The following is a 21,125-nucleotide window of genomic DNA, read 5'->3' on the forward strand; positions in this document are numbered from 1 at the left end:
GGGTTCCTGCAAGAAGGTGACAGGCTATCGAGGTGGCATCGTCCTGAGAAGCACCTCGCCTTAATGCGCAGACCATGTGCAATGCACAATTTTGATCAAGTGTTGGGCAAAAGGCGCTTGCCAAGGTTGTAGGCCGGCGCTTTTATGGAGCCATAAGAGACAATGGCGCCAGAGGGGTTCCGACAATGATAACAAGACGTTTGTTCACGCTCGCCGCAGCGACGATGCTCGGCGGCTTTGCCGCCGTGATGCCGGCCGCGGCGCAGACCACCGACATCAACTTCACGCTCGACTGGAAGTTCGAGGGTCCGGCGGCCGGCTTCTTCCTCGCGCAGGACAACGGGCACTTCGAGGCCGAAGGCCTGAACGTGACCATCGATTCGGGCAATGGCTCGGTCGAGGCGATCCCGCGCGTTGCGACCGGCACCTACCAGATGGGGTTCGGCGACATCAATTCGCTGATCAAGTTCCTCGACGAGGACCCGGCGCAGAAAGTTAAGGCGGTGATGGTCGTCTACGAGCGCCCGCCCTTCTCGATCATCGGCCGCAAGAGCCAGGGCATCACGGAAGACCCGAAATCGGTTGAAGGCAAGAAGCTCGGCGCGCCGCCGCCGGACGGCGCATTCGCCCAGTGGCCTGCCTTCGTCGAGGCCGCCGGCATCGACGAGAGCAAAGTGACGATCGAAAGCGTCGGCTTCCCGGTGCGCGAGCCGATGCTGGCGCAGGGCCAGGTTGACGGGATCTTCGGCTTCGCCTTCTCCTCGGTGCTCAATCTCAAGGCGCAGGGTGTCGACGAGGAGGACATCTCGATGATCCTCATGGCCGAGAACGGCCTCGACCTCTACGGCAACTCGATCCTCGTGAACACGGATTTCGCTGCCGAGAACCCCGATGCCGTGAAAGGCTTCCTACGCGCGCTCGCCAAGGGCTTTGCCGATGCCGTCGCCGATCCGGAAGCAGGCGTCGATGCGGTGATGAAGCGCAACGAGATCCTGACCAAGGAAATCGAAGTCGAACGTCTCGAGATGGCGAACGAGCTCAACATCAACACGGCCTATGTGCAGGAAAACGGGTTCGGCGGCGTCGACGACGCAAAGCTCGCGCAGTCGATCGAGTACCTGAAGGTCTCGATGGGGCTGAAGGGCAATGTGGACGGTGCAGCCGTCTTCGACGCCTCGTTCCTGCCCGCGAAGGAAGAGCGGATGCTGCAGTAGCAGCCAACGTTGCGCCCTACGGCGCCCCCCTCTGTCCTGCCGGACATCTCCCCCGCGAGGGGGGAGATCACGCGCGGCGAGGACGAGATTGACCTCCCCCCTCGCGGGGGAGATGGGCGGCAGCCCAGAGGGGGGCGCGACAGGGCAAATACGTTCGTCAATTTGGTTTGATTCCATGACCCAACCACTCGTCACCATCAACGACGTCGACATGCGCTATGGCGGTGCAGAGGGCCTGCTCGCCGTCGAGGGGCTGACGCTCGACATCGCCAAGGGCGAGTTCGCGGCGGTCGTCGGGCCGTCGGGCTGCGGCAAGTCCACGCTGATGAAGCTCGTCACCGGCCTCTACATCCCGCAGGCGGGTCAGGTCACGGTCGCCGGCGAACGGGTGACGAAGCCGGTGTCGATCGTCGGCATGGCGTTCCAGAATCCGACCATGCTGCCGTGGCGAACCACGCTCGACAACATCCTCCTGCCGCTCGAAGTCGTCGACCGGCACCGCAAGCGCCTGCGCAAGCACAAGGCCGAATATGTCGCGAAGGCCGAAAAGCTTCTGGAGACTGTCGGTCTCAAGGGCTTCGGCGAGAAATTTCCCTGGCAGCTCTCAGGCGGCATGCAGCAGCGCGCAAACCTTTGCCGCGCGCTGATCCACGAGCCGGACCTGTTGATGCTCGACGAGCCGTTCGGCGCACTAGATTCATTTACGCGCGAGGAATTGTGGTGCGTCATCCGCGACCTCCACGCCGCGCAGGGCGTCACGATCGTGCTCGTCACGCATGATCTGCGCGAGGCGGTGTTCCTGGCGGACCGCATCTTCGTCATGAGCGCAAGGCCGGGGCGGATCACCAAGGAACGGACGGTGCCGTTCGCCCGCCCGCGTGAGTTGGAGTTGCTTTACCAGGCGGATTTCAACGACGTCGTTCATGAGTTGCGCGGCAATATTGCCGATGCGCGGAAGGCGGCGTGATGGTGGGGTTTTCGCTCTACGACGTACCCCCACCCTTTATCCCTCCCCACAAGGGGGAGGGAGTTCGTCAGCCTCGCGAATCGCTTGCTGCGTGGAGCCACGCTGAAATGGGTGTCTCGGCGATGACGCCTCCCTCCCCCTTGTGGGGAGGGATACAGGGTGGGGGTTCCCGCGCGCAGACCTCTCTCGCATGCAAGCCGAGGAACGCGGCATGAGCACCTCGAAGATCAACTGGATCAAGCTTGCCCCCTGGCTCTACACCGCCGGCCTTTTCATCGTCTGGGAACTTGTCGTGCGCGCCTTCGCGATCCCGCAGTTCATCCTGCCGGCGCCGACGCGCATATTGGAAGCCATCGTCCAGTTCTGGCCGGCGATCTGGAAAAACTCGCTGCAGACGCTTTACACGACCACCGTCGGCTTCATTCTCGCCGTGGTGTTCGGCCTCGGGCTCGGCATCGCCATCGGCTGGTCGCGCTTCATCTATGCCGGGCTCTACCCCTTGATGATCGGCTTCAACGCCATCCCCAAGGTCGCGGTGGTGCCGATCCTCGTCATCTGGTTCGGCATCGGCACGGTCCCGGCCGTGTTGACGGCGTTCCTGATCGCGTTCTTCCCGATCGTGGTCAACGTCGCGACCGGCCTTGCAACCATCGAGCCGGAGATGGAGGACGTGCTGCGCGCGCTGGGCGCCAAGAAGATGGACATCATGCTGAAGGTCGGCATCCCGCGCTCGATGCCTTATTTCTTCGGCTCCCTGAAGATCGCGATCACGCTCGCCTTCGTCGGCTCGGTGATCGCCGAGACCGTGGCGGCGAATTCGGGCCTTGGGCACATGATGCTCGCCGCCCAGTCGCAGTTCAACGTGCCGCTCGTCTGGGCGGGCCTCATAATGCTCGCCGTCGAGGGCATCGCGATGTACGCCGTCATGGCGTGGATCGAGATGCGGATGACCGGTTGGGCGCACCGCAGCCAACTCGCGCAGGCCTGAGGCTTACCAGCCCCACTGGAAGGTGGCGCCGGTGCGGCCATTGCCGTTCTGAACGACCTGGCCGCTGGTGCCGCGCCCGAACTGAAACAGGCCGTAGCGGTTGTCGTTGCCGGTCTGGGTGATCGTGCCGTTGTGGCCGCTGCCGCGCTGGCTGACGACGCCGAGATTGCCGCGCCCGTTCTGCGCCACGCCGGCCGAGTTGTCGCGGCCCTTCTGGATGATCGACGCGCCGCCGCGAACGTCGCGGTACATCTGGTAGAGCGCGAGGCCCGTGCGCATCGCCCGGTCTTCGTCGCGGTTGGTGGGAGCGACGTGGATCGAGAACTGGCCGTTCGCGGACGCTGGAACCGCTGTGACCGGCAGGGCGATGGCAAGGGCGAGGGCAGCGGCGGCGAAACGGGTCATGCTGGTTTTCCTTCGGTGTGCGAAGCGAGGCTTGATGCTGACGCGATCATGATGCGCGTCGGCTGAACCGACCGCGAATGACCCATTCACAGGCCGTTCATCGCTGCCGCCCGTACGAACGAAAGCGCCCCGGCAGGACCGGGGCGCGCAGTCGAAATGGTGCCGAAAGGGGGTCAGGCGCGGGTGTTGCAGGGAATGGTCCTGCCGCCGACTTCCACTTTCAGGTCGATCTCGTAGGCCCGCGCATTGCCGCCAAGCGAGACCTGGCCGAGCACGGTCTTCTCGCCGGCCACTGCCGCGAATTCACCGCCCTGGCGGATGTTGGTGCCGCTGCCGCTGACGCGCAGTGTGTAGGAGCCGGTCAGCGCGCTCGGGCTCGTCACAACACCCTCGATGATGGTCATGCCGCCCGCGCTTTTGGTGACGATCTCGCAAACCGGCGAGGAAGTTGTCGCGGCAGGCTGGCTGGCGCCCGTTGCACCCACCGTGCAGGCCATGAGAACGGCGGAGCCGAGGACGGCGAGTGGAGCGGCCGTGCGGGAAAGGCCGGATCTTGCATTGAGGGTCATCGCAGTTGCCTTTCTTTTCGGGAAGACGGGGGCGGCCGGTCGGGCCGCCCCTCGTGCGATCAGCGGCAGGTCTGGACGAAGGCCGCGACGTTGCCGGAGCCGGTCTGCTGGGTCGAGGCGTCGCAGTTGCGGCCGACCTGGACGCCTGCCGAGATGTTGCCGCGCCCGTCCTGGATGACGACGGCGTTATGGCCCGAGCCGAACTGACCGACGCCGCCAGAATTGCGATTGCCGCGCTGCTCGACGACGGTGCGGTTGCGCCAGCCATTCTGGCCGATCGCGACGGTGTTGCGCCAGCCGTTCTGGTAGCCGGCGGCGCTGTTGCGGCGGCCTTCCTGATAGATGCCGGTGTTGTTGCGCGCGCCCTGCTGGGAACCGCCGGCCTCGTTGCGGGCGCCGTACTGGTCGATCCAGATGGAGTTGGCGGAAGCAGGCATGGACGAGGCGCCCATCAGGGCTGCAAGGGCGGCGACGAGGACAAGCTTGGCGTTCATGGCGAGGGCTCCTGTTGTTCGGGTCCGGTCCCGGCGGGACTTCGTTTGGACGTTTGGATATTCGTCCATGGGACCCGAACGCAGGCTGAAGCGTGCGTTCACCAGCCGTTCAGCGGCCGATCACCCCGCGCGCCGCGCATCGTGCCAGGCGTAGAGCCAGATGCCGAGGCCGAGCAGTGCGAGCACCGTTCCCACGAAGCCAGCCGACGGGAAGCCGTAGCCCATGGTGATGACGATGCCGGCAAGAAGCGGCCCGAGCGCGTTGGCGGCGTTGAAGGCGCTGTGATTGAGCGCTGCGGCGAGCGTCTGCGCCTCCTGCGCCACGTCCATCAGTCGCGTTTGAAGGACCGCACCGAGACTGCCGAAGAAGCCGATCAGCAGGATCACCGCGCTAATCGTCCAGACATTGCCGGCGGCGAACGGAAAGAGTGTCAGCGATACCGCGCTCGCCAGCATGAACCAGACCGGCGTCGCCATCGAATTGCGGTCGGCGGCACGCCCTGCGGCAATGGTGCCGAGCGTCATGCCGACGCCGTAGATGGCGATGACGACAGGCACCACCCAGGCGTCGACGCGAGTGACGTCGAGCAGCGTCGAGGCGGTGAAGGAATAGACCGCGAAGAAGCCTCCGAAACCCACCGCACCTGTGGCGAGCGTCAGCCAGACCTGCTTGTTCTTCAGGGCGGAAAGTTCGCGCATCGGGCTCGCCGCGGCATCGCCGCGGTCAGTGGGCGCGAAGGTGGCGATCATCGCCATCGTCGCGAGCGCCAGAAGGCCCGGCAACGCGAAGCCCCAGCGCCAGCCGGCGTGCTGCCCTATGAAGGTCGCGAGCGCGACGCCGAAGATCATGGCGACCGTCAGGCCGAGCATGATGGACGAGACGGCCTGCGCCCGCTTGGTTCGCGGCACGAGCGAGGCGGCCAGAAGGGCCGCGACGCCGAAATAGGCGCCGTGCGGCAGGCCGCTCAGGAAGCGGAAGCCGATCAGCCAGCCATAGGAGGGCGAGATCGCGCTGAGGCAGTTGGCGATGCCGAACACCGCCATCAGCGCGATCAGCAGGAACTTGCGCGACAGCCGCGCCGAAAGGACCGCGATGATCGGCGCGCCGACGACGACGCCGAGCGCATAGGCGCTGATCGCGTGCGCGGCCATCGGTTCGGAGACGCCAAGCCCGGCGGCGAAATAGGGCAGGAGGCTCATCGCGGCGAATTCGGTCGTGCCGATGGCAAAGCCGCCCATGGCGAGCGCGAGGATCGTCATCGGAACGTTGGTGGCGACCAGTTTGCCGGCGGGAATGTCGGCGGGCGCGGCGATGGTCGCGGAAGCGTCGTGCATGGGAGCGTTCACCTGAAAAGAAATGCGGGGTGCGGCTCCTCCCGACGCACGCACAAAGGCTAAAGGCCGGGGCGTGCGGCGACAATGCGCCAAGACGCAGGCGCACCATGCAGAAATGAGGGGTCAGGCCGGCGTTTTCGCCAGCCAGATGATGTGGCGTGCGCCGCGCTTGGAGCGGCTGGCGCGCACGCGCATTTCCTCGACCTCGAAGCCGGACTGGCGCAGCCGCGCGGCAAAGCGAGCATCCGGCCCCTGCGACCAGACGGCGAGGATGCCGTTTGGCTTCAGCGCCGCGCGTGCTGCGGCGAGGCCCCGATGGGAATACAGCGCGTCGTTGGCCTCGACGGTCAGTCCTTTGGGGCCGTTGTCGACGTCGAGCAGGATTGCATCATACGCGGCATTTGCCCTGGCGATGATTTTCGCGACGTCGCTCTCGACGATGGTCACGCGCGGGTCGTCGAGGCTGCCGGCATGGAGTTCGGCCATCGGACCGCGCGCCCAGCGCACGACGGACGGAACGAGTTCGACCACGTCGATCCGGGCATCCTTTGGAGAAACCGCGAGCGCGGCGCGCAGGGTAAAGCCCATGCCGAGCCCGCCGATCAGGATCGACGGCCGCGCGACATCGGCGAGACGCTCCTGCGTCAGCGTCGCCAACGCCTCCTCAGAGCCGGAGAGGCGGCTGTTCATGAGTTCGTTGGCGCCGAGCATGATGGAGAATTCGGTGCCGCGCTGCTTCAAGCGCAAGCGTTCTTTCCCGCCCGGTGCTTCCGCGGAATCGAGTTCCACCCAAGGGATCATGTCAGGCCTCGCATCTGGTCGCCCGCTCTACGTCCTCGGGGTGCGATGGTCCAGAAATTATCGTTGGCGCCAGAGCGTGACCGGCGTGCCGTTGGCGAGTTGGCCGGAATAGTAGTCGGGCCCGTCGCGCTTCAGGACCGCGATGCGGTTGCCGTTCATGGCATAGAGCAGGAACTCGGCCTCGAGACCGGTCATCGTCTCGTCGAGCCGCCAGTCATTGGCGTTGGCGAGCGCCGAGTTGCGGCAGCCGGAGGACTGCGCGGTGCCGCGCTCGGGGTTGGCGCCGGTCCAGCTCGATTGCGTCTGGATCGTCAGCGTGCAGCCGCAATCGGGCGCGCCGTCGGTCGCCTGCCATGTGCCGCGGATGTCGAATTCGGACGGCAGCGCACGCGCCGCGACCGTGCCCGCCACCGCGCCGCCGACAGGTCCGGCGACCATGGTGCCCGCACTCGTGATCGCACCGCGGCCGACATTCTTGCCGACATTCCATGCCGTCGCCGTGCCGAAGGCGGACAGCCGCTCCGGTTTTGGCGGGGGACCGGAGGGCAGGCGCGTGGTGCATTGCATCGGGCCGATGAAGACCGGCGCGGCAGCCATGTCGGTGCCCGCGCCCGCGACGTCGCCGGACTGGCAGGCGGATGCCAGCACGGCCGTGGCGACCAGCGCGCAAAGGGTGATGGATGGTCGATTCACTTCGTGTCCCCGCATCCACTTCCCCTGCGCGACGACCGTGGCGAGAGTTTGATCGTCAGCCGAACCGGCGCGCGGCGTCGATCGCAAGCCCTAGGCCGACGGCGCCAAACTGGTCGGCGGCGGTGAAGCGCGCGCCGGGCAGGCGGCTCTCCGCCGCTGCGCGCACGGCCGGCACCAGCGCGCCGCCGCCGGTCAGGATGACGGTGGAAATGTCTCCGGCACCGACACCGGCCTTCGCCAGCGCGTCCTCGATCGACGCGCTGATGTGCGAGACGAGCTCGGCCGTCGCCTCGTCGAATTCGGCGCGGCTCACCGCGATGTCGAGGCTGAGGCCGGATTCGGTGAGCGCGATGCGTGTCGCGTCTTCCTCGGTCAGCGCGATCTTGGCCTTTTCCACCTCCGCCGCCAGCCGATGGCCGGAGCGGTGCTTGAGGAGATGCGCATAGCGATCGAGCTTTTCCGGCTCCGCTGCCTCGCGCGTCAGCGCCTGTACGTCGCGCGCGTTCTTCGGCGTGTAGAGCGTGTTGATGCGGTGCCAGGTCGCCATGTCTTTGAAGTACCAGACCGGCAACTGGCGCTTGCCGTCCTTGGTGCCGGAGCCCAGCCCGAAATGCGGCATCGCCTTGGCGATGTTCAGGTGCCGGTCGAAATCCGTGCCGCCGACATGGACGCCCGCCGTGCTCAATATGTCGCTTGACCGGTCGAGATCGCGGGCGCGCTCGGGGGACAGGCGCAGCACGGAAAAATCCGACGTGCCGCCGCCGATGTCGACCACCAGCGCCAGTTCCTCGCCATTGATCAGCCGCTCGTAGTGGAGCGCGGCGGCGACCGGCTCGAACTGGAATTCGATATGCGCAAAGCCTTCGGCGCGCGCCGCCGCCTCGAGTTGGTCCTGCGCCTGCGCATCCGCCGCGTCGTCCTCGTCGATAAAGCGGACGGGACGGCCGAGCACGACGGCTTCCGGCACGCCGCCTTCCTGTCCTTCGATCCCCTCGCGCAGATGGCGCAGATAACGACCGATCAGTCCCTCGAAGGTCATGCGATTGCGCCCGACCTGCGTCGTCTCCTTCATCAGCGAGGTGCCGAGGATCGACTTCAGCGCCCGCATAAAGCGGCCTTCCGCACCGTCCATGTACTCGAGTACAGCCGCGCGGCCGAAATAGGTGCCGCCGTCCTCCAGGCTGAAGAACAGGGCCGACGGGATCGTCAGGTGATGGCCCTCGAGCGGGATCAGCCGCGGCTCTGCCCCGCGCTTGCACAGGCCCACGGTCGAGTTGGTGGTGCCGAAATCGATGCCGCAGGCGGTGGTGGACATGGGGTCTCATCATGAAATGCGCCGCCCCGGCGCAAGACGCGCGATCCGGGCGGGTGTGGGAAGGGCGCTCCCTCTAACCGATCATGGTGCGGATGGAAAGGGCGGGTGGGGCGATGAACGCGGGAGCGAGACCGCAAAGCCCAATCTGCGCATCGCGCTACCAGCCGCAGGCGGGTGAAGCGCATGTCGATCTGGGCGCTGGACGAAGGCATCTACAAGCCCGAGTGAATTAGGCGGGCATCTGAAACTGCGGGCAGGCCATCGCCCGCATTGCTCCCGGCGCGTGTTTCACCTACATACGGCGCAACGAAATTCCCCCGACCCCGAAGAACGGAGTTCGAAGCGCGCCATGGCACGCCAGTTTATCTATCACATGTCCGGCCTGACCAAGGCCTATGGCGCCAAGAAGGTGCTCGAAAACCTCCATCTGTCGTTCTACCCCGATGCCAAGATCGGCATTCTGGGCCCGAACGGCGCCGGCAAGTCGACCGTGCTCAAGATCATGGCCGGGCTCGACAAGGACTGGTCGGGCGAAGCCTGGCTCGCCGAGGGCGCCACCGTCGGCTACCTCGCGCAGGAGCCGGAACTCGACAATTCCAAGACGGTCTTCGAGAACGTCATGGATGGCGTTGCCAAGAAGACGGCTATCATCAATCGCTACAACGAGCTGATGATGGAATATTCCGACGAGACGGCCGACGAGGCGGCCAAGCTCCAGGATGACATGGATCGCCTCAACCTGTGGGATCTCGAACAGCAGGTCGAGATGGCGATGGAGGCTTTGGGCTGCCCGCCCAAGGAGGCCAACGTCACCAATCTGTCCGGCGGCGAGCGCCGCCGCGTGGCGCTGTGCAAGCTGCTCCTGTCCGAGCCCGACCTTCTCCTCCTCGACGAGCCGACCAACCATCTCGACGCCGAGACGACCGCATGGCTCGAAAAGCATCTGCGCGCCTATAAGGGCGCCGTCATGCTGATCACCCACGATCGCTACTTCCTCGACAACGTCACCGGCTGGATTCTCGAGCTCGACCGCGGCAAGGGCATTCCCTACGAAGGCAACTACACCGCCTATCTGGAAGCCAAGGCCAAGCGCATGAAGCAGGAGGGCCGCGAGGACGATGCGCGCCAGCGTGCGATCAGCCGCGAGCGCGAATGGATTCAGTCGAGCCCCAAGGCGCGCCAGACCAAGTCGAAGGCGCGTATCCAGGCGTTCGAAAACCTCCTCGAGGCAGCCGATAGCCGCCGTCCGTCCGACACGCAGATCGTCATCCCGCATGGCGAGCGCTTGGGCAATGTCGTCATCGAGGTCGACAAGCTCAGCAAGGGGTTCGGCGACAAGCTCCTGATCGAGGGGCTCGAATTCCGCCTGCCGCCGGGCGGCATCGTCGGCATCATCGGCCCGAACGGCGCCGGCAAGACGACGCTGTTCAAGATGATCACCGGTCAGGAAACGCCCGATGACGGCACGATCCGCGTCGGCGAGACGGTGAAGCTCGGCTATGTCGACCAGAGCCGCGACGCGCTGGACCCCACCAAGACCGTCTGGGAAGAGATTTCCGGCGGCGCCGAGGTGGTGAAGCTCGGCAAGCACGAGGCCAACACACGCGCCTATTGCTCGTCGTTCAATTTCCGCGGCGGCGACCAGCAGCAGAAGGTCGGCAATCTGTCGGGCGGCCAGCGCAATCGCGTGCATCTGGCCAAGATGCTGAAGACCGGCGGCAACGTCCTGCTGCTCGACGAACCGACCAACGATCTCGACACCGAGACGCTGGCCGCGCTCGAGGACGCGCTGGAAAACTTCGCCGGCTGCGCCGTGGTCATCAGCCACGATCGCATGTTCCTCGATCGGCTCGCCACGCACATCCTGGCCTTCGAAGGCGACAGCCATGTGGAGTGGTTCGAAGGCAATTTCGAGGAATACGAGAAGGACAAGGTGCGACGGCTCGGACCGGATGCCCTCAACCCGCATCGCATGACCTACAAGCGACTGACGCGCTGAGCTCACGATTGCGTTCCGGCCGCCAACAATTGTTATGGCGGCCGGAACCTTTTGGCGGCAGAAGAGTTTCCGGGCTTAATGAGGGTCAGGGGCTGGCGGCGCAGAGCGTCGTTCAGAAAACATGCCGAACATCGATTTCAAGCAACTCTTCCACCGGCTCACCAGCCCTTACATGATCATCGACAGGCAGTATCGCTATGTCGCTGTCAATCCGGCCTACGAAAGGGCCGTGATGCGCTCGCTGGAGGAGGTCGAAGGCCTGTCGCTCTTCGACGTCTTTCCCAATGAGGGCGAGAGCGGACATGCGCTGCGTGCCTCCTTCGAACGTGTCTTCGCGACCGGCGAGACCGACACGATCGCCTATATCCCGTACGATATTCCGCGCCCTGCCTCGCAAGGCGGCGGCATGGAAAAGCGCTACTGGACCGCGGTTCACATCCCCCTGACGGATGATGACGGGACGATCGCCTATCTCCTGCAGAACACCGTCGACGTGACCGACGTGGTGCGTCTGCGCGAAGCTGCCTCGCTGCCCTACCGCAGCTATTCGCCCGAGACGCAGCTCGTGGAACGTGCGCGCGAGGCGGAAAGTGCGCATCGCAGCCTTCTGGCAGAAAGCGCCGAGTTCCGTCGCATGTTCGAGCAGGCTCCTGGCTTCATCGCCGTGCTGGTGGGGGCGGACCATGTCTTTACGTTCGCCAACGATTCCTACACGCGGCTGATCGGCGGCAGGCAGGTCATCGGCAAGGCGGTCTCAGAGGCGCTGCCCGAGGTGGCCGGTCAGGGCTTCATGGAGATGCTCGACCACGTCTATTCGACCGGCGAGACGCGGGGCGGCGAGGGAACCCGCGTGCTGCTCCAGTCATCGGCGGGAGAATTGCAGGAGCGCTACCTCGATTTTTCCTACGATGCGGTGCGCAATCTCGATGGCGAGATCACCGGCGTCTTCGTCCAGGGAATGGATCGCACCGAGGCGGTAAAGACGCTGAAGCATCAAAGGCTTCTTCTCGATGAACTGAACCACCGGGTGAAGAACACGCTGGCCACCGTGCAATCGATTGCCGCGCAGACGCTGCGCGCGGCTCCCGACCTTGCAACAGCGCGCAAGGATTTCGAAGGCCGGCTCGTGGCGCTGTCGAAAGCCCATAATCTACTGTCCCAGACGGCGTGGGATTCGACCCAGATGGCGTCGCTCGTCTGTCACGAACTCAGTCATTATGACGGCACGCGCATCGCGGCGTCCGGACCTGCCGTGGTGCTCAACCCGAAGGCGACCATCGCTGTCGCCATGGTGCTGCACGAACTGTCGACCAACGCGGCAAAATACGGCGCGTTGAGCGGCGAGGAGGGGCGGCTCGATCTCTCCTGGCGAGTCGACGAGACTGATGGGGAATTGCGGGTCGACTGGATCGAAAGCGGCGGTCCTGTCGTCACCGCGCCCTCGCGCAGCGGCTTTGGTTCGCGGATGATGAGCCTCGTCATGCGCGGCGAACTCAACGGCGCCTTCGAGACGCGCTACGAACCGCACGGCTTTGCCTGCATGTTGACTATTCCTTACTCATCCTATGGCAGGATCAAGCATGTCGACTGACCTTTCGAGCGAATTGCAGGGGTTGAGCGTCTTCGTCGTCGAGGACGAAGCTCTCGTCGCGCTCAATCTGGAGGACATGCTGATCGATCTCGGCTGCATCATCGTCGGCCCGGCAATGCGGGTCGCCAGGGCGCGCGAAATGCTCGCCGACGCGCTTCAGGCCGATGTCGCGATCCTCGACGTCAACGTCGCCGGGGAACTGGTCTTTCCGGTGGCCGAGGAACTGGCGACCAAGGGCATTCCGATCATCTTCGCCACCGGCTACGGACAGGCCGGCCTGCCCGAAGCCTGGCACGGCAACACGATCCTGCAAAAGCCCTACACGATGGATGACGTCTCCGGCAGCCTCGTGAAAGCCGTCAGGCGAAGCTGAAGACTTCGCAATCTGTGGAGAAAGTCGCGTTTTGCTGTCGCATCTGCGATTGTTCGATACGCTTTGACCAAAATCCTGTTTGCCTTAATCGGGCATAAAGGTTGCTTGCGCGACCTTGCATGATCGGCCGGCGGGGGAAGAGGCGTGCGGCTTAGTCTGGCCATGTGCTGTGGCCCTAGTACCGGCAAACGAGCGAGCATGAAACGCGTCATCATCAGCGGCATCGGAACCGAGATTCCGGCCGAGTCCATCAGCAACGACGAACTGGTCGAAAGCTTCAACGCCTGGGTCGACCTGGAAAACCCGAGACGCGCGGCGCGCGGCGAGGCGCCGCTGGCCAAATCCGACAGCGAGTTCATCGTCTATGCCTCGGGCGTCAAGAACCGTCACGTCCACACGCGCGACGGCATTCTCGACCCGCACCGAATGACGCCGCGCATCGCCGAGCGCCACGACGATTCGCTGTCCGTGATGGCCGAGTTCGGCGCGAAGGCGGGCCGCAAGGCGATCGCCGACGCCGGCATCGACCCGGCCGAGATCGACATGGTGATCTGCGCTGCCTCGCACCAGCAGCGGCCCTATCCTGCGCAGGCGATCGAAATCCAGAAGGAACTGGGAACGTCGGGCGCGGCCTTCGACATGAGCCTTGGCTGTTCGTCTGCCGCTGCCGGCCTCCACGTCGCGTTCAACCTCGTCCGCACGGGCGCGCAGCGGCGCGTTCTCGTCGTCACGCCCGAGATCATCACCGGCCATTTGAATTTCCGCGACCGGCAGACCCATTTCATCTTCGGCGACGCCTCGACCGCGATGCTGCTCGAAGGCGTCGACGGGCCGGAGGAGCGTCGCGGCCGTTTCGAGATCGTCGACACGCGAAGCTGGACGCAGTTCTCCAACAATATCCGCACCAATTTCGGCTTCCTCAATCGGGCCGGGCTCGAAGATCCTTCCGCCGTCCCGATGGAAGGCAACATGATCAAGCAGGTCGGCAACAAGGTCTTCAAGGAAGTGACCGTCGCCGGCCATCGGTTCATCGTCGACTTCCTGAAGGAGCACGGCCACGTGCCACAGGACATCCGCCGCTTCTGGCTGCATCAGGCCAATGCGCGCATGAACGCGATGATCCTGAAGCTCTCCTTTGGCCACGATGTCGGCCACGATCGCGCGCCGATGGTGCTGGAGGATCTCGGCAATACGGCCGCCGCGGGCGCGATCATCGCGCTCGAACAGAACCACCGCGACATGGAGCCGGGCGATTTCGGCCTTTTGTGCGCCTTCGGTGCGGGCTATTCGATCGGCGGCGTGCTGCTTCGCATGATGTGACGCATCACGGCCGTGAATGCGGTCATCGCTGCAATTCACTGGATTTCACGGACGATCTCAGCCACCTAGCCGTTTTCCAGCCGGAGACAGACAGCATGGCCGAATTGTTCGAGTGCCGCGACGACGAACCCGAAATCCATCCCGCACGAAAGCTTCTCGGAACGGTCTCGGCGGTCCTGAAGGCTCCGGGGCAGGATTTCGTCACGCAGCGCGTCGACAGTCTCGCGCTCGATTTTCGCGGAGTGGTCGGCGATTTCCACTATGGCGAGACGCGCCGTTCCGGCGGGCGCGAGCCGTGGTATGCGCGCGGCACCGAAATGCGCAACGAGCGACAACTGTCCATCGTCGCCAGCGACGAACTTGCCTCCATCGCCAATGGCATGGGCATCGAGCGCATCGCGCCCGAATGGATCGGCGCCAATCTCGTCCTCGACGGCGTCCCGCGCCTGTCCATGCTGCCGTCGGGCACGATGCTGTTTTTCAAGGGCGGCGTGACGTTGAAGGTCGACGGCCAGAACGTCCCGTGCCGTCTTGCCGGCCGCTCTGTCGCCGAACGCGCGCAGATGGCGGACCTCAAGGCCGGCGAACTGGCCTTCCCGAAACACGGCCGCCGCCTGCGCGGCCTCGTCGCCTGGATCGAGAAACCGGGCGTCATCGAGACGGGCGAGGCGGTGTCGGTGCGGGTGCCGGAGCAGTGGGTTTATAGGTGAGGGAATAGGGGAGTAGGGGAGTAGGGTAATAGGTGAGTAGGGGAGTAGGTGAAGAAATCTGCTTGACCTTCGTCGATATGACGCGATCCTCTCCCTTACTCCCTTACTCCCTTACTCCCTTACTCCCTTACTCCCTTACTCCCTTACTCCCTTACTCCCCTTCATCCTCATCCACTTCCACCAACCGCGTCGCCCGCCAATTCGTCAGCACCGCGTTCATCTGGTCGATGACGAAATGGCGGGCCGAATCTCGGTCGTAGCCTTCGTCGAGCAACGCGTCGTAGTCGCTGTGCTCGTGGCGGACATGGGTCACGGTGGCGATCCAGATGGCGATGGAGGGCGGCAGGTCGCGCAGCTTGCGCTGGCCTGCGGCCTCGCGGATCGCCTCGGCATCGGAGTAGGGCGCCAGCGGAATGAGCGCGGTCAGCGCCTTCGCCAATGCCTTCTGGCGGCCCGTCGAGGGCTTCATGCGCCGTCCCTCTTCGCGACCACGGCCTTGGGCACCGCATCGGTCGAGGCGAAATAGGGCTTGATGTCGAGAAGCGGCGTGCCGTGGATAACGTCGATCGCTTCGAGGTCGAGGATGCCTTCCGCCGCTTCGACGCCGAGCAGCCGCACCACATGGACGCCGATCGGGTTCGGCCGTACTGGCGAGCGCAGGGCGAAGGTGCCGGTGGCTTCCGGTCGATGGCGCGGGCGCTGGCGGATGAGATTGCGTCCCGCGTCGGCGAGCCAGGTCAGGAGGATGACGTGGCTCGCGCTCTCCAAACCTAAAAGACCACGACGGTAGTCTTCATCGACGACCGCCTGCGCCGGGAGTCCCGTCTGCCGGGCAGCGGCCATGTTCTTCGGGCATTCCGCCCGGTTGTTCCAAAGTGAAGCGATCCGCCCGATGAAGACGATATGGCCGTCGCCGGCCAGTTTGGCGGGGTCGAAGGGCAGGGCTTCCTCGCCCTCGCGCATCTCGCTCATGCAAAAAGCCTCCCCGGTGCCCTTGCCAAGTGGTCAAAAATACATAAACATATCTTTATGTCTTTGTCGGAGCCGTCGATGATTACCTCCCCGTCCACGCCTGCCATCAATCTGGCCTCGCTCGTTGATAGCTTGAAGGCTGCGGCTGAATCCAGCCGCATGCGCATCCTCGTCCTGCTTTCGCGCGGCGATCTGACGGTGTCGGACCTCACCGAAATCCTCGGCCAGTCGCAGCCCCGCGTCTCGCGCCATCTGAAGCTCCTGCTCGAATCCGACCTGATCGTGCGCTACCAGGAAGGCTCGTGGGCCTATTTCGGCCTGTCGGACAGCGACTGGGTGCGCGATTTTCTCTCCGCGATGATCGCCCGGCTCGACGCCGCTGATCCGACCATCGAGCGCGACCAGGAGCGGCTCGACGCCGTCAAGCAGCGCCGGCAGGCGCGCGCGAGCGACTATTTCAGCGCCAATGCGGCCGAATGGGATCGCCTGCGTTCGCTCCACGCGCCGGACAAGGCCGTCGAGGCCGCGCTGTCGCGCCTCATCGGCAAGAAGCCGTTCCAGTCCATGCTCGACCTCGGCACCGGCACCGGCCGCATGCTGGAGCTCTTCGCGCCGCTCTACCGCCGCGCCACCGGCGTCGATCTTTCGCGCGAGATGCTCTCGGTCGCACGCGCCAATCTCGACAAGGCCGGGATCACCCAGGCGCAGGTACGCCTCGGCGATCTCTACGCCCCGCCGGTCGAGCGCGACAGTTTCGACCTGATCGCCATGCACCAGGTGCTGCACTATCTCGAAGAGCCGGCGCTTGCCTTGCGCGAGGCGGCGCGGCTTCTGCGCCCCGCCGGCCGGCTGGCGATCGTCGATTTTGCGCCGCATGCGCTGGATTTCCTGCGCGAAGACCATGCCCATGTCCGTCTCGGCATCTCGGACGCCCAGATATCCGACTGGCTCGGCGAAGCCGTGCTCAACCTCGAAGCCAGCGAAACCGTCCCGCATGGCGACGGTGGCGACCAGCGCCTGACCGTCAGGATCTGGATCGCGCGCGATCCGCGCATCGAAATCGCCTCTCCCTTCCAATCCGCATCGCAAAAGGCGCTCGTCTGATGAAGGACATCCAGTTTTCCCGCCGCTCCGACCTCGGCAGCCGCATCGACGTTTCCTTCGAGTTCTTCCCACCGAAGAACGATGTCATGGAAGCGCGGCTGTGGGAGACGATCGCGCGGCTCGAGCCGCTTGCTCCGAACTTCGTCTCGGTGACCTACGGCGCCGGCGGTTCGACCAAGGAGCGCACGACCCGCGCTCTGGCGCGTCTCTCGAAGGAAAGCGCCCTTGCGCCGGCCGCGCATCTGACCTGCGTCGATGCCAGCCGAGACGAGGTCGACGCGGTGATCCGCGAATTCGCCGAGCTCGGCGTGCGCCGCTTCGTCGCGCTGCGCGGCGATCCGGCTGAGGGCGTCGGCGCGGCATACCGTCCGCATCCGGACGGCTACCAGACCACCGCCGAGCTCGTCGCCGCGCTTCGCCGCATCGGCGAGTTCGACGTCTCCGTTTCCGCCTATCCCGAAAAGCACCCCGAAAGCGCCGATTTCGCCACCGATATCGACGTCCTGAAGCGCAAGGTCGATGCCGGCGCCACCCGCGCCATCACCCAGTTCTTCTTCGATAACGACGTCTATGAGCGCTATGTCGAGCGCGTGCGGCGGGCGGGCATCTACATCCCGATCGTTCCCGGCATCCTGCCGATCCACAATTTCGCGCAGGTCGCGGGCTTTGCCGGCCGCTGCGGCGCGCATGTGCCCGCCTGGCTCGCCGACCGGTTCGCCGGCCTCGAGAACGATCCGCAGACCCATGCGCTGATCGCCTCGGCGGTCGCGGCCGAGCAGGTGCTCGACCTGATCGAGCGCGGCGTGGACGATTTCCACTTCTACACGATGAACCGCGCCGACCTCGTCTTCGCGATCTGCCATCTGATCGGTATCCGCCCGCGCGCGGAAGAGGCGAGCATCGCGGCCTGAAAATGCAGAAAGGCCGGGCGAACCCGGCCTTTCCTTCTCGTCTGATCGGTCTTTTTAGGAGTTCGTCCTAGACGACGATCCCCATGACCAAGGCGCCGATGAACGCAAACGCAGCACAAATCATAAATGCGTTGATAGGCCGGGCCAGTCCCATAAGCGGTGCCTCCTCTACAGACTTCGCGAGAACGGAATCTAGGCGAGTTCCGTGTTCAAGCAAGAGGAAATATTGCTGCAATGCGACACGCTTGTAGAAAATACGACCTTCGGGCTCCGCGATGCCGTTCAATTCGTTGGAAAATCCGCGATTAACGCCCTGTTCATAAATGAGACGCCCTTGCGTCGAAATCGTGTCGTTTCGGTTCACCTTCGCCGCAGCAGGCGCCCATCGATGACGACGAGGCCCGAGCCGATCAGCGCCATGCCCGCAAGTTCGAAGAGCGCCAGACGTTCGGCGAGGAACATCGCGCCGAGGAGGATGGCGAAGACCGGCACGATGAGGGTCACCAGCGAGGCGTTGGTCGCGCCGGCGGATGCGATCAGCGAAAAGAACAGGATATAGGCGATCGCGGTCGAGACGAGCGCCAGGGCGACGACCGATGCCCACGCTTGCGGCGACGCGTCGGCGAGCATGCCAAGGCCACCCGTCGACATGATGACCGGAACCATGATGATGGTCGATGCCGTCAACTGTCCCGTCGCGACGATGGGCGGAGGCAGGGCGCGGAACCTCCGCGCGAAGATCGCGGCGCAGCCATAGGACATCGCGGTGCCGACGAGGGCGAATTTCGCCCAGACCGGGCCGCCGAGACCTGCGAACAGGCCAGGCCCGATCATCACCGCCGTTCCCGCGATGCCGAGGCCGATCCCTGCGAGCTTGCGGCCCGTCAGCTTCTCGTCGTCGGTGAAGGCGTTGGCGAGCATGACGGTCCAGAACGGCGTCGTCGCGTTGAGCACGGAGGCGAGGCCGGCGCCAAGTTCCGTCTGGCCGAGAAACATCAGCGAAAAGGGAATGACGTTGTTCAGCATGGCAAGGCCGAAGAAGGCGCCCGCCATCGGCAGGGCTGCCGCAAAGGACGGCCCGCGCGCGGCGAGATAGACGTGCAGCGCCGCCGCGGCGATCGCGACGCGCAGGAGCACCAGCACCAGCGGGTCGATTTCCAGCACCGCGACGCGCGCAAAGAAGAACGACCCGCCCCACAAGAGGCCGAGCAGGACGAGCATGCTCCAGTCGCGCGCGGACATGTAGGCGGGGGCGGGAAGAGCGGCGGTGGCCATTGCGGAAATCCTTTCGAACCGCTCCTACGCCCGGCCGTCTTTGCCCGCCACCCGAAAAGCTTGGTCCAGCTTATCAACCGCTTTGCCGGCCATGTCGGTTCTAACCGTCACTTTCGTGCGTTAGGGTCGAAGCCACTTCGCAGGAGTTCCCATGCAGAAATTCGCCAATGCGCGCGAGGCCGCGCTCGCCCTTCGTCCCGACGATCCGATCTACTGCTTCCGGCCGGACGTTCTGAAGGAGGACGCGCGCCAGTTCATGGGCATGTTCCCCGGCAAGACCGCCTATGCGGTCAAGACCAATGGCGAGCCGATGGTGCTGAAGGCGCTGTCGGAGATCGGGGTCGAAGCGTTCGACGTGGCATCGCCGGCCGAGTTCGCCGCCGTGCGCGGCGTCGCGCCGAATGCGGAGATGCTCTACATGCACCCGGTCAAGGCGCAGTCCGACATAAGGCTGGCGCTCGAGACCTACGGCATCCGCGTCATCTCGCTCGACCATGAGGACGAGATCACCAAGCTGACGCGCGTCGTGCGCGCGCTCGACATCGACCCCGGCCAGATCACCGTCTTCGTGCGTATTCAGACCAAGGGCAGCGCCGCCTATGAGCTGTCGAAGAAGTTCGGCGCCGGGCCGGCGGCGGCCGTGGAACTGATGCAGCGCCTGCACCGGCAAGGCTACAAGGTCGGCATCTGCTTCCATGTCGGCAGCCAGATCGAGGACCCGGATACTTATGAAAGGGCGTTGGCATCGGCCGACTGGGTTCGCAATCGCTGCGGCGTCCCGATCGCCGGGCTCGATGTCGGCGGCGGGTTCCCGGCCGAATATGGCCACGACCCCAATCGCAAGAAGCCGGTCATGCCCTCGCTCGGGCAATTGATGTCGCGGCTGCGAAACGACATCGACGAATGGGGATTTTCGGACGTGCCGCTCGTCGCCGAACCCGGCCGCGTCATCGTCGCGCGCGCCTTCTCGCTGATCGTGCGGGTTCTGCTGCGCAAGGGCCGGCGGCTCTACATCAATGACGGCATCTGGGCCTCGCTGTCGGATTCGTGGACCGGCAAGATCACGCTGCCGGCGCGGTTCATTCCCGACCCGGCGATCCGCTCGCGCAATGGCAAGGCGGAGAACGTCGTGCCGTTCAAGGTGTGCGGGGCGACCTGCGATTCGGTCGACATATTGTCGCGGCCGTTCTGGCTGCCCGAGACCGTCGATACTGGCGACTGGATCGAGATCGGCCATATCGGCGCCTATTCGCTGTCGCTGCGGACGCGCTTCAACGGCTTTTATCCCGACACCTTCGTCGAAGTGACGACGCCGTTCGACGAGGGCAGCGCTCCTGAAGGCTTCGCGAGCCTCGAAACGATGGCCGATTGAGCGATGCCGATCACATTTCGTTCAAATAGATAAAAGTTAATTGGAGAAACGCGCTCTCCATGTCGTGATGATGCCGCAGGGACATGTTGGACCAATTCGGGGTCTTTGAATGCAGCTATCACTGGCGATTGCGGCCACTTTCGTCGCTCTTCTGGCGACAAGTTCCATTTCTCACGCGCAATCGCGCGGTTCCGCCTACGAATCCGTCTTCGGCGCCTGCCGGGGCGATACCTGCGTCATCCGCGACAATCCGGGGGGCGACGTTCGCAAGTTCCTCGCCGCCGCCAAGGAGATTCGCCGCAGCGGCAAGCGGGTGGTGATCGACGGCCAGTGCGCTTCGGCCTGCGCGATCTTCGCCGACGTCGCGCGTGAACGGGTCTGCATCACCAAGCGCGCCACGTTCGGCTTCCACAAGGCCAGCGTCTTTCGCGCCCAGGTCACCGGCAATGTCCGCAAATGGGAGCGCATCCGCCGCCACGACCCCGAACATTCCAGCGACATCGCCAACTGGGTCTATCGCAATGGCGGGTTTCCGGTGAGCGGGCTCAACGTCATGCCGGCCAGCGAAGGCGCTAAGTTCTGGCGCCGCTGCGAGTTGCGCACGCGGAGTTGATCTGCCTGAAGCTTGGCGCTCGACGTTGCCCCCCTCTGTCCTGCCGGACATCTCCCCCGCCAGGGGGGGGATCAAGCGGTGTCGGCGACGAGAATAATCTCCCC

23 protein-coding genes are annotated in these 21,125 nt (G+C 64.8%); 12 read left to right on the plus strand and 11 right to left on the minus strand.

Annotated elements, in window-relative coordinates; translation table 11 throughout:
• Positions 1-224: 224 nt before the first annotated feature.
• The 3 genes from ACT6QU_RS12200 to ACT6QU_RS12210 all read left to right on the plus strand — a co-directional run bounded on the left by ACT6QU_RS12200 (position 225) and on the right by ACT6QU_RS12210 (position 3,169).
• Positions 225-1,214, plus strand: coding sequence for an ABC transporter substrate-binding protein (locus tag ACT6QU_RS12200; RefSeq protein ID WP_444564781.1), 990 nt, complete (start codon positions 225-227; stop codon positions 1,212-1,214).
• Positions 1,215-1,389: 175 nt separating this feature from the next.
• The gene (locus tag ACT6QU_RS12205; RefSeq protein ID WP_444564718.1) at positions 1,390-2,181 is read left to right on the plus strand and encodes an ABC transporter ATP-binding protein; all 792 of its coding nucleotides are present in this window, start codon (positions 1,390-1,392) and stop codon (positions 2,179-2,181) included.
• A gap of 211 nt (positions 2,182-2,392) precedes the next feature.
• Complete coding sequence (locus ACT6QU_RS12210; RefSeq protein ID WP_444564719.1) at positions 2,393-3,169, plus strand: ABC transporter permease; 777 nt, start codon at positions 2,393-2,395, stop codon at positions 3,167-3,169.
• 3 nt (positions 3,170-3,172) lie between these two features.
• On the opposite strand, the gene ACT6QU_RS12215 is transcribed toward ACT6QU_RS12210, so the two are convergent.
• The 7 genes from ACT6QU_RS12215 to ACT6QU_RS12245 all read right to left on the minus strand — a co-directional run bounded on the left by ACT6QU_RS12215 (position 3,173) and on the right by ACT6QU_RS12245 (position 8,781).
• Positions 3,173-3,574: a curlin gene (locus ACT6QU_RS12215; protein ID WP_444564720.1), complete on the minus strand. Its 402-nt coding sequence runs from the start codon at positions 3,572-3,574 to the stop codon at positions 3,173-3,175.
• Positions 3,575-3,747: 173 nt separating this feature from the next.
• Positions 3,748-4,143: a curli-like amyloid fiber formation chaperone CsgH gene (gene csgH / locus ACT6QU_RS12220; protein ID WP_444564721.1), complete on the minus strand. Its 396-nt coding sequence runs from the start codon at positions 4,141-4,143 to the stop codon at positions 3,748-3,750.
• A 59-nt stretch (positions 4,144-4,202) separates the two neighbouring features.
• Complete coding sequence (locus tag ACT6QU_RS12225) at positions 4,203-4,637, minus strand: curlin (RefSeq protein ID WP_444564722.1); 435 nt, start codon at positions 4,635-4,637, stop codon at positions 4,203-4,205.
• A 120-nt stretch (positions 4,638-4,757) separates the two neighbouring features.
• On the minus strand, positions 4,758-5,972 hold the full coding sequence (locus tag ACT6QU_RS12230) for an MFS transporter (RefSeq protein ID WP_444564723.1): 1,215 nt from the start codon (positions 5,970-5,972) through the stop codon (positions 4,758-4,760).
• 123 nt (positions 5,973-6,095) lie between these two features.
• Positions 6,096-6,773, minus strand: coding sequence for a spermidine synthase (locus tag ACT6QU_RS12235; RefSeq protein ID WP_444564724.1), 678 nt, complete (start codon positions 6,771-6,773; stop codon positions 6,096-6,098).
• Positions 6,774-6,830: 57 nt separating this feature from the next.
• Positions 6,831-7,466, minus strand: coding sequence for an AprI/Inh family metalloprotease inhibitor (locus ACT6QU_RS12240; protein ID WP_444564725.1), 636 nt, complete (start codon positions 7,464-7,466; stop codon positions 6,831-6,833).
• 55 nt (positions 7,467-7,521) lie between these two features.
• Positions 7,522-8,781: an Hsp70 family protein gene (locus tag ACT6QU_RS12245; protein WP_444564726.1), complete on the minus strand. Its 1,260-nt coding sequence runs from the start codon at positions 8,779-8,781 to the stop codon at positions 7,522-7,524.
• A gap of 349 nt (positions 8,782-9,130) precedes the next feature.
• On the opposite strand from ACT6QU_RS12245, the gene ettA reads away from it, so the two are divergent.
• From ettA to ACT6QU_RS12270, 5 genes are all read left to right on the plus strand, one after another.
• Positions 9,131-10,780 (plus strand): energy-dependent translational throttle protein EttA, encoded by a 1,650-nt coding sequence (gene ettA / locus ACT6QU_RS12250; protein ID WP_444564727.1) that lies wholly within the window; start codon positions 9,131-9,133, stop codon positions 10,778-10,780.
• Between the two features lie 121 nt (positions 10,781-10,901).
• Positions 10,902-12,371 carry a sensor histidine kinase gene (locus tag ACT6QU_RS12255; RefSeq protein ID WP_444836724.1) on the plus strand — a complete coding sequence of 490 codons (1,470 nt, stop codon included), beginning with the start codon at positions 10,902-10,904 and terminating at the stop codon, positions 12,369-12,371.
• Positions 12,361-12,744 (plus strand): response regulator, encoded by a 384-nt coding sequence (locus ACT6QU_RS12260; protein ID WP_444564730.1) that lies wholly within the window; start codon positions 12,361-12,363, stop codon positions 12,742-12,744. Before ACT6QU_RS12255 ends, ACT6QU_RS12260 begins: the two co-directional genes overlap by 11 nt.
• A gap of 198 nt (positions 12,745-12,942) precedes the next feature.
• Positions 12,943-14,064: a beta-ketoacyl-ACP synthase III gene (locus ACT6QU_RS12265; protein ID WP_444564731.1), complete on the plus strand. Its 1,122-nt coding sequence runs from the start codon at positions 12,943-12,945 to the stop codon at positions 14,062-14,064.
• 95 nt (positions 14,065-14,159) lie between these two features.
• Positions 14,160-14,774, plus strand: a complete 615-nt coding sequence (locus ACT6QU_RS12270; protein WP_444564732.1) for an MOSC domain-containing protein — start codon at positions 14,160-14,162, stop codon at positions 14,772-14,774.
• A 151-nt stretch (positions 14,775-14,925) separates the two neighbouring features.
• On the opposite strand, the gene ACT6QU_RS12275 is transcribed toward ACT6QU_RS12270, so the two are convergent.
• Together ACT6QU_RS12275 and ACT6QU_RS12280 are read right to left on the minus strand one after the other, a co-directional pair.
• Entirely contained in the window at positions 14,926-15,243 is a 318-nt protein-coding gene (locus ACT6QU_RS12275; RefSeq protein ID WP_444564733.1) for a DUF2293 domain-containing protein, read from the minus strand.
• Positions 15,240-15,746, minus strand: coding sequence for an SAM-dependent methyltransferase (locus tag ACT6QU_RS12280; RefSeq protein ID WP_444564734.1), 507 nt, complete (start codon positions 15,744-15,746; stop codon positions 15,240-15,242). The genes ACT6QU_RS12275 and ACT6QU_RS12280 overlap by 4 nt, the downstream gene beginning before the upstream one ends.
• 78 nt (positions 15,747-15,824) lie before the next feature.
• Here ACT6QU_RS12280 and ACT6QU_RS12285 point away from each other — a divergent pair, with 78 nt between their 5' ends.
• Together ACT6QU_RS12285 and metF are read left to right on the plus strand one after the other, a co-directional pair.
• Positions 15,825-16,850: an ArsR/SmtB family transcription factor gene (locus ACT6QU_RS12285; RefSeq protein ID WP_444564735.1), complete on the plus strand. Its 1,026-nt coding sequence runs from the start codon at positions 15,825-15,827 to the stop codon at positions 16,848-16,850.
• Positions 16,850-17,761: a methylenetetrahydrofolate reductase [NAD(P)H] gene (gene metF, locus ACT6QU_RS12290; RefSeq protein WP_444564736.1), complete on the plus strand. Its 912-nt coding sequence runs from the start codon at positions 16,850-16,852 to the stop codon at positions 17,759-17,761. Before ACT6QU_RS12285 ends, metF begins: the two co-directional genes overlap by 1 nt.
• A gap of 67 nt (positions 17,762-17,828) precedes the next feature.
• Here the strand turns inward: metF and ACT6QU_RS12295 are convergent, their stop codons facing one another.
• Both ACT6QU_RS12295 and ACT6QU_RS12300 read right to left on the minus strand, forming a co-directional pair.
• Complete coding sequence (locus ACT6QU_RS12295) at positions 17,829-18,125, minus strand: hypothetical protein (protein ID WP_444564737.1); 297 nt, start codon at positions 18,123-18,125, stop codon at positions 17,829-17,831.
• Positions 18,122-19,036 (minus strand): DMT family transporter, encoded by a 915-nt coding sequence (locus tag ACT6QU_RS12300; RefSeq protein ID WP_444564738.1) that lies wholly within the window; start codon positions 19,034-19,036, stop codon positions 18,122-18,124. Before ACT6QU_RS12300 ends, ACT6QU_RS12295 begins: the two co-directional genes overlap by 4 nt.
• A 151-nt stretch (positions 19,037-19,187) precedes the next feature.
• On the opposite strand from ACT6QU_RS12300, the gene ACT6QU_RS12305 reads away from it, so the two are divergent.
• Together ACT6QU_RS12305 and ACT6QU_RS12310 are read left to right on the plus strand one after the other, a co-directional pair.
• A complete protein-coding gene (locus tag ACT6QU_RS12305) occupies positions 19,188-20,408 on the plus strand; it encodes an alanine racemase (RefSeq protein WP_444564739.1) in 1,221 nt (406 codons plus the stop codon).
• Positions 20,409-20,517: 109 nt separating this feature from the next.
• The gene (locus tag ACT6QU_RS12310) at positions 20,518-21,021 is read left to right on the plus strand and encodes a hypothetical protein (protein ID WP_024588716.1); all 504 of its coding nucleotides are present in this window, start codon (positions 20,518-20,520) and stop codon (positions 21,019-21,021) included.
• Positions 21,022-21,125: the final 104 nt, after the last annotated feature.

This window comes from Aliihoeflea sp. (assembly GCF_052435475.1).
Taxonomy (GTDB): Bacteria; Pseudomonadota; Alphaproteobacteria; order Rhizobiales; family Rhizobiaceae; genus Aliihoeflea.

Excerpts from the sequence above, each read along its gene's own strand:
- ACT6QU_RS12260 (WP_444564730.1), top strand. The coding sequence starts at position 12,361 with ATGTCGACTGACCTTTCGAGCGAATTGCAGGGGTTGAGCGTCTTCGTC.
- metF (WP_444564736.1), top strand. The coding sequence starts at position 16,850 with ATGAAGGACATCCAGTTTTCCCGCCGCTCCGACCTCGGCAGCCGCATC.
- ACT6QU_RS12230 (WP_444564723.1), bottom strand. The coding sequence starts at position 5,972 with ATGCACGACGCTTCCGCGACCATCGCCGCGCCCGCCGACATTCCCGCC.
- ACT6QU_RS12235 (WP_444564724.1), bottom strand. The coding sequence starts at position 6,773 with ATGATCCCTTGGGTGGAACTCGATTCCGCGGAAGCACCGGGCGGGAAA.
- ACT6QU_RS12275 (WP_444564733.1), bottom strand. The coding sequence starts at position 15,243 with ATGAAGCCCTCGACGGGCCGCCAGAAGGCATTGGCGAAGGCGCTGACC.
- ACT6QU_RS12270 (WP_444564732.1), top strand. The coding sequence starts at position 14,160 with ATGGCCGAATTGTTCGAGTGCCGCGACGACGAACCCGAAATCCATCCC.
- ACT6QU_RS12300 (WP_444564738.1), bottom strand. The coding sequence starts at position 19,036 with ATGGCCACCGCCGCTCTTCCCGCCCCCGCCTACATGTCCGCGCGCGAC.
- ACT6QU_RS12280 (WP_444564734.1), bottom strand. The coding sequence starts at position 15,746 with ATGAGCGAGATGCGCGAGGGCGAGGAAGCCCTGCCCTTCGACCCCGCC.
- ACT6QU_RS12305 (WP_444564739.1), top strand. The coding sequence starts at position 19,188 with ATGCAGAAATTCGCCAATGCGCGCGAGGCCGCGCTCGCCCTTCGTCCC.
- ACT6QU_RS12205 (WP_444564718.1), top strand. The coding sequence starts at position 1,390 with ATGACCCAACCACTCGTCACCATCAACGACGTCGACATGCGCTATGGC.
- ACT6QU_RS12215 (WP_444564720.1), bottom strand. The coding sequence starts at position 3,574 with ATGACCCGTTTCGCCGCCGCTGCCCTCGCCCTTGCCATCGCCCTGCCG.
- ACT6QU_RS12255 (WP_444836724.1), top strand. The coding sequence starts at position 10,902 with ATGCCGAACATCGATTTCAAGCAACTCTTCCACCGGCTCACCAGCCCT.
- ACT6QU_RS12265 (WP_444564731.1), top strand. The coding sequence starts at position 12,943 with ATGAAACGCGTCATCATCAGCGGCATCGGAACCGAGATTCCGGCCGAG.
- ettA (WP_444564727.1), top strand. The coding sequence starts at position 9,131 with ATGGCACGCCAGTTTATCTATCACATGTCCGGCCTGACCAAGGCCTAT.
- ACT6QU_RS12210 (WP_444564719.1), top strand. The coding sequence starts at position 2,393 with ATGAGCACCTCGAAGATCAACTGGATCAAGCTTGCCCCCTGGCTCTAC.
- ACT6QU_RS12200 (WP_444564781.1), top strand. The coding sequence starts at position 225 with ATGCTCGGCGGCTTTGCCGCCGTGATGCCGGCCGCGGCGCAGACCACC.
- csgH (WP_444564721.1), bottom strand. The coding sequence starts at position 4,143 with ATGACCCTCAATGCAAGATCCGGCCTTTCCCGCACGGCCGCTCCACTC.
- ACT6QU_RS12225 (WP_444564722.1), bottom strand. The coding sequence starts at position 4,637 with ATGAACGCCAAGCTTGTCCTCGTCGCCGCCCTTGCAGCCCTGATGGGC.
- ACT6QU_RS12245 (WP_444564726.1), bottom strand. The coding sequence starts at position 8,781 with ATGTCCACCACCGCCTGCGGCATCGATTTCGGCACCACCAACTCGACC.
- ACT6QU_RS12285 (WP_444564735.1), top strand. The coding sequence starts at position 15,825 with ATGATTACCTCCCCGTCCACGCCTGCCATCAATCTGGCCTCGCTCGTT.
- ACT6QU_RS12310 (WP_024588716.1), top strand. The coding sequence starts at position 20,518 with ATGCAGCTATCACTGGCGATTGCGGCCACTTTCGTCGCTCTTCTGGCG.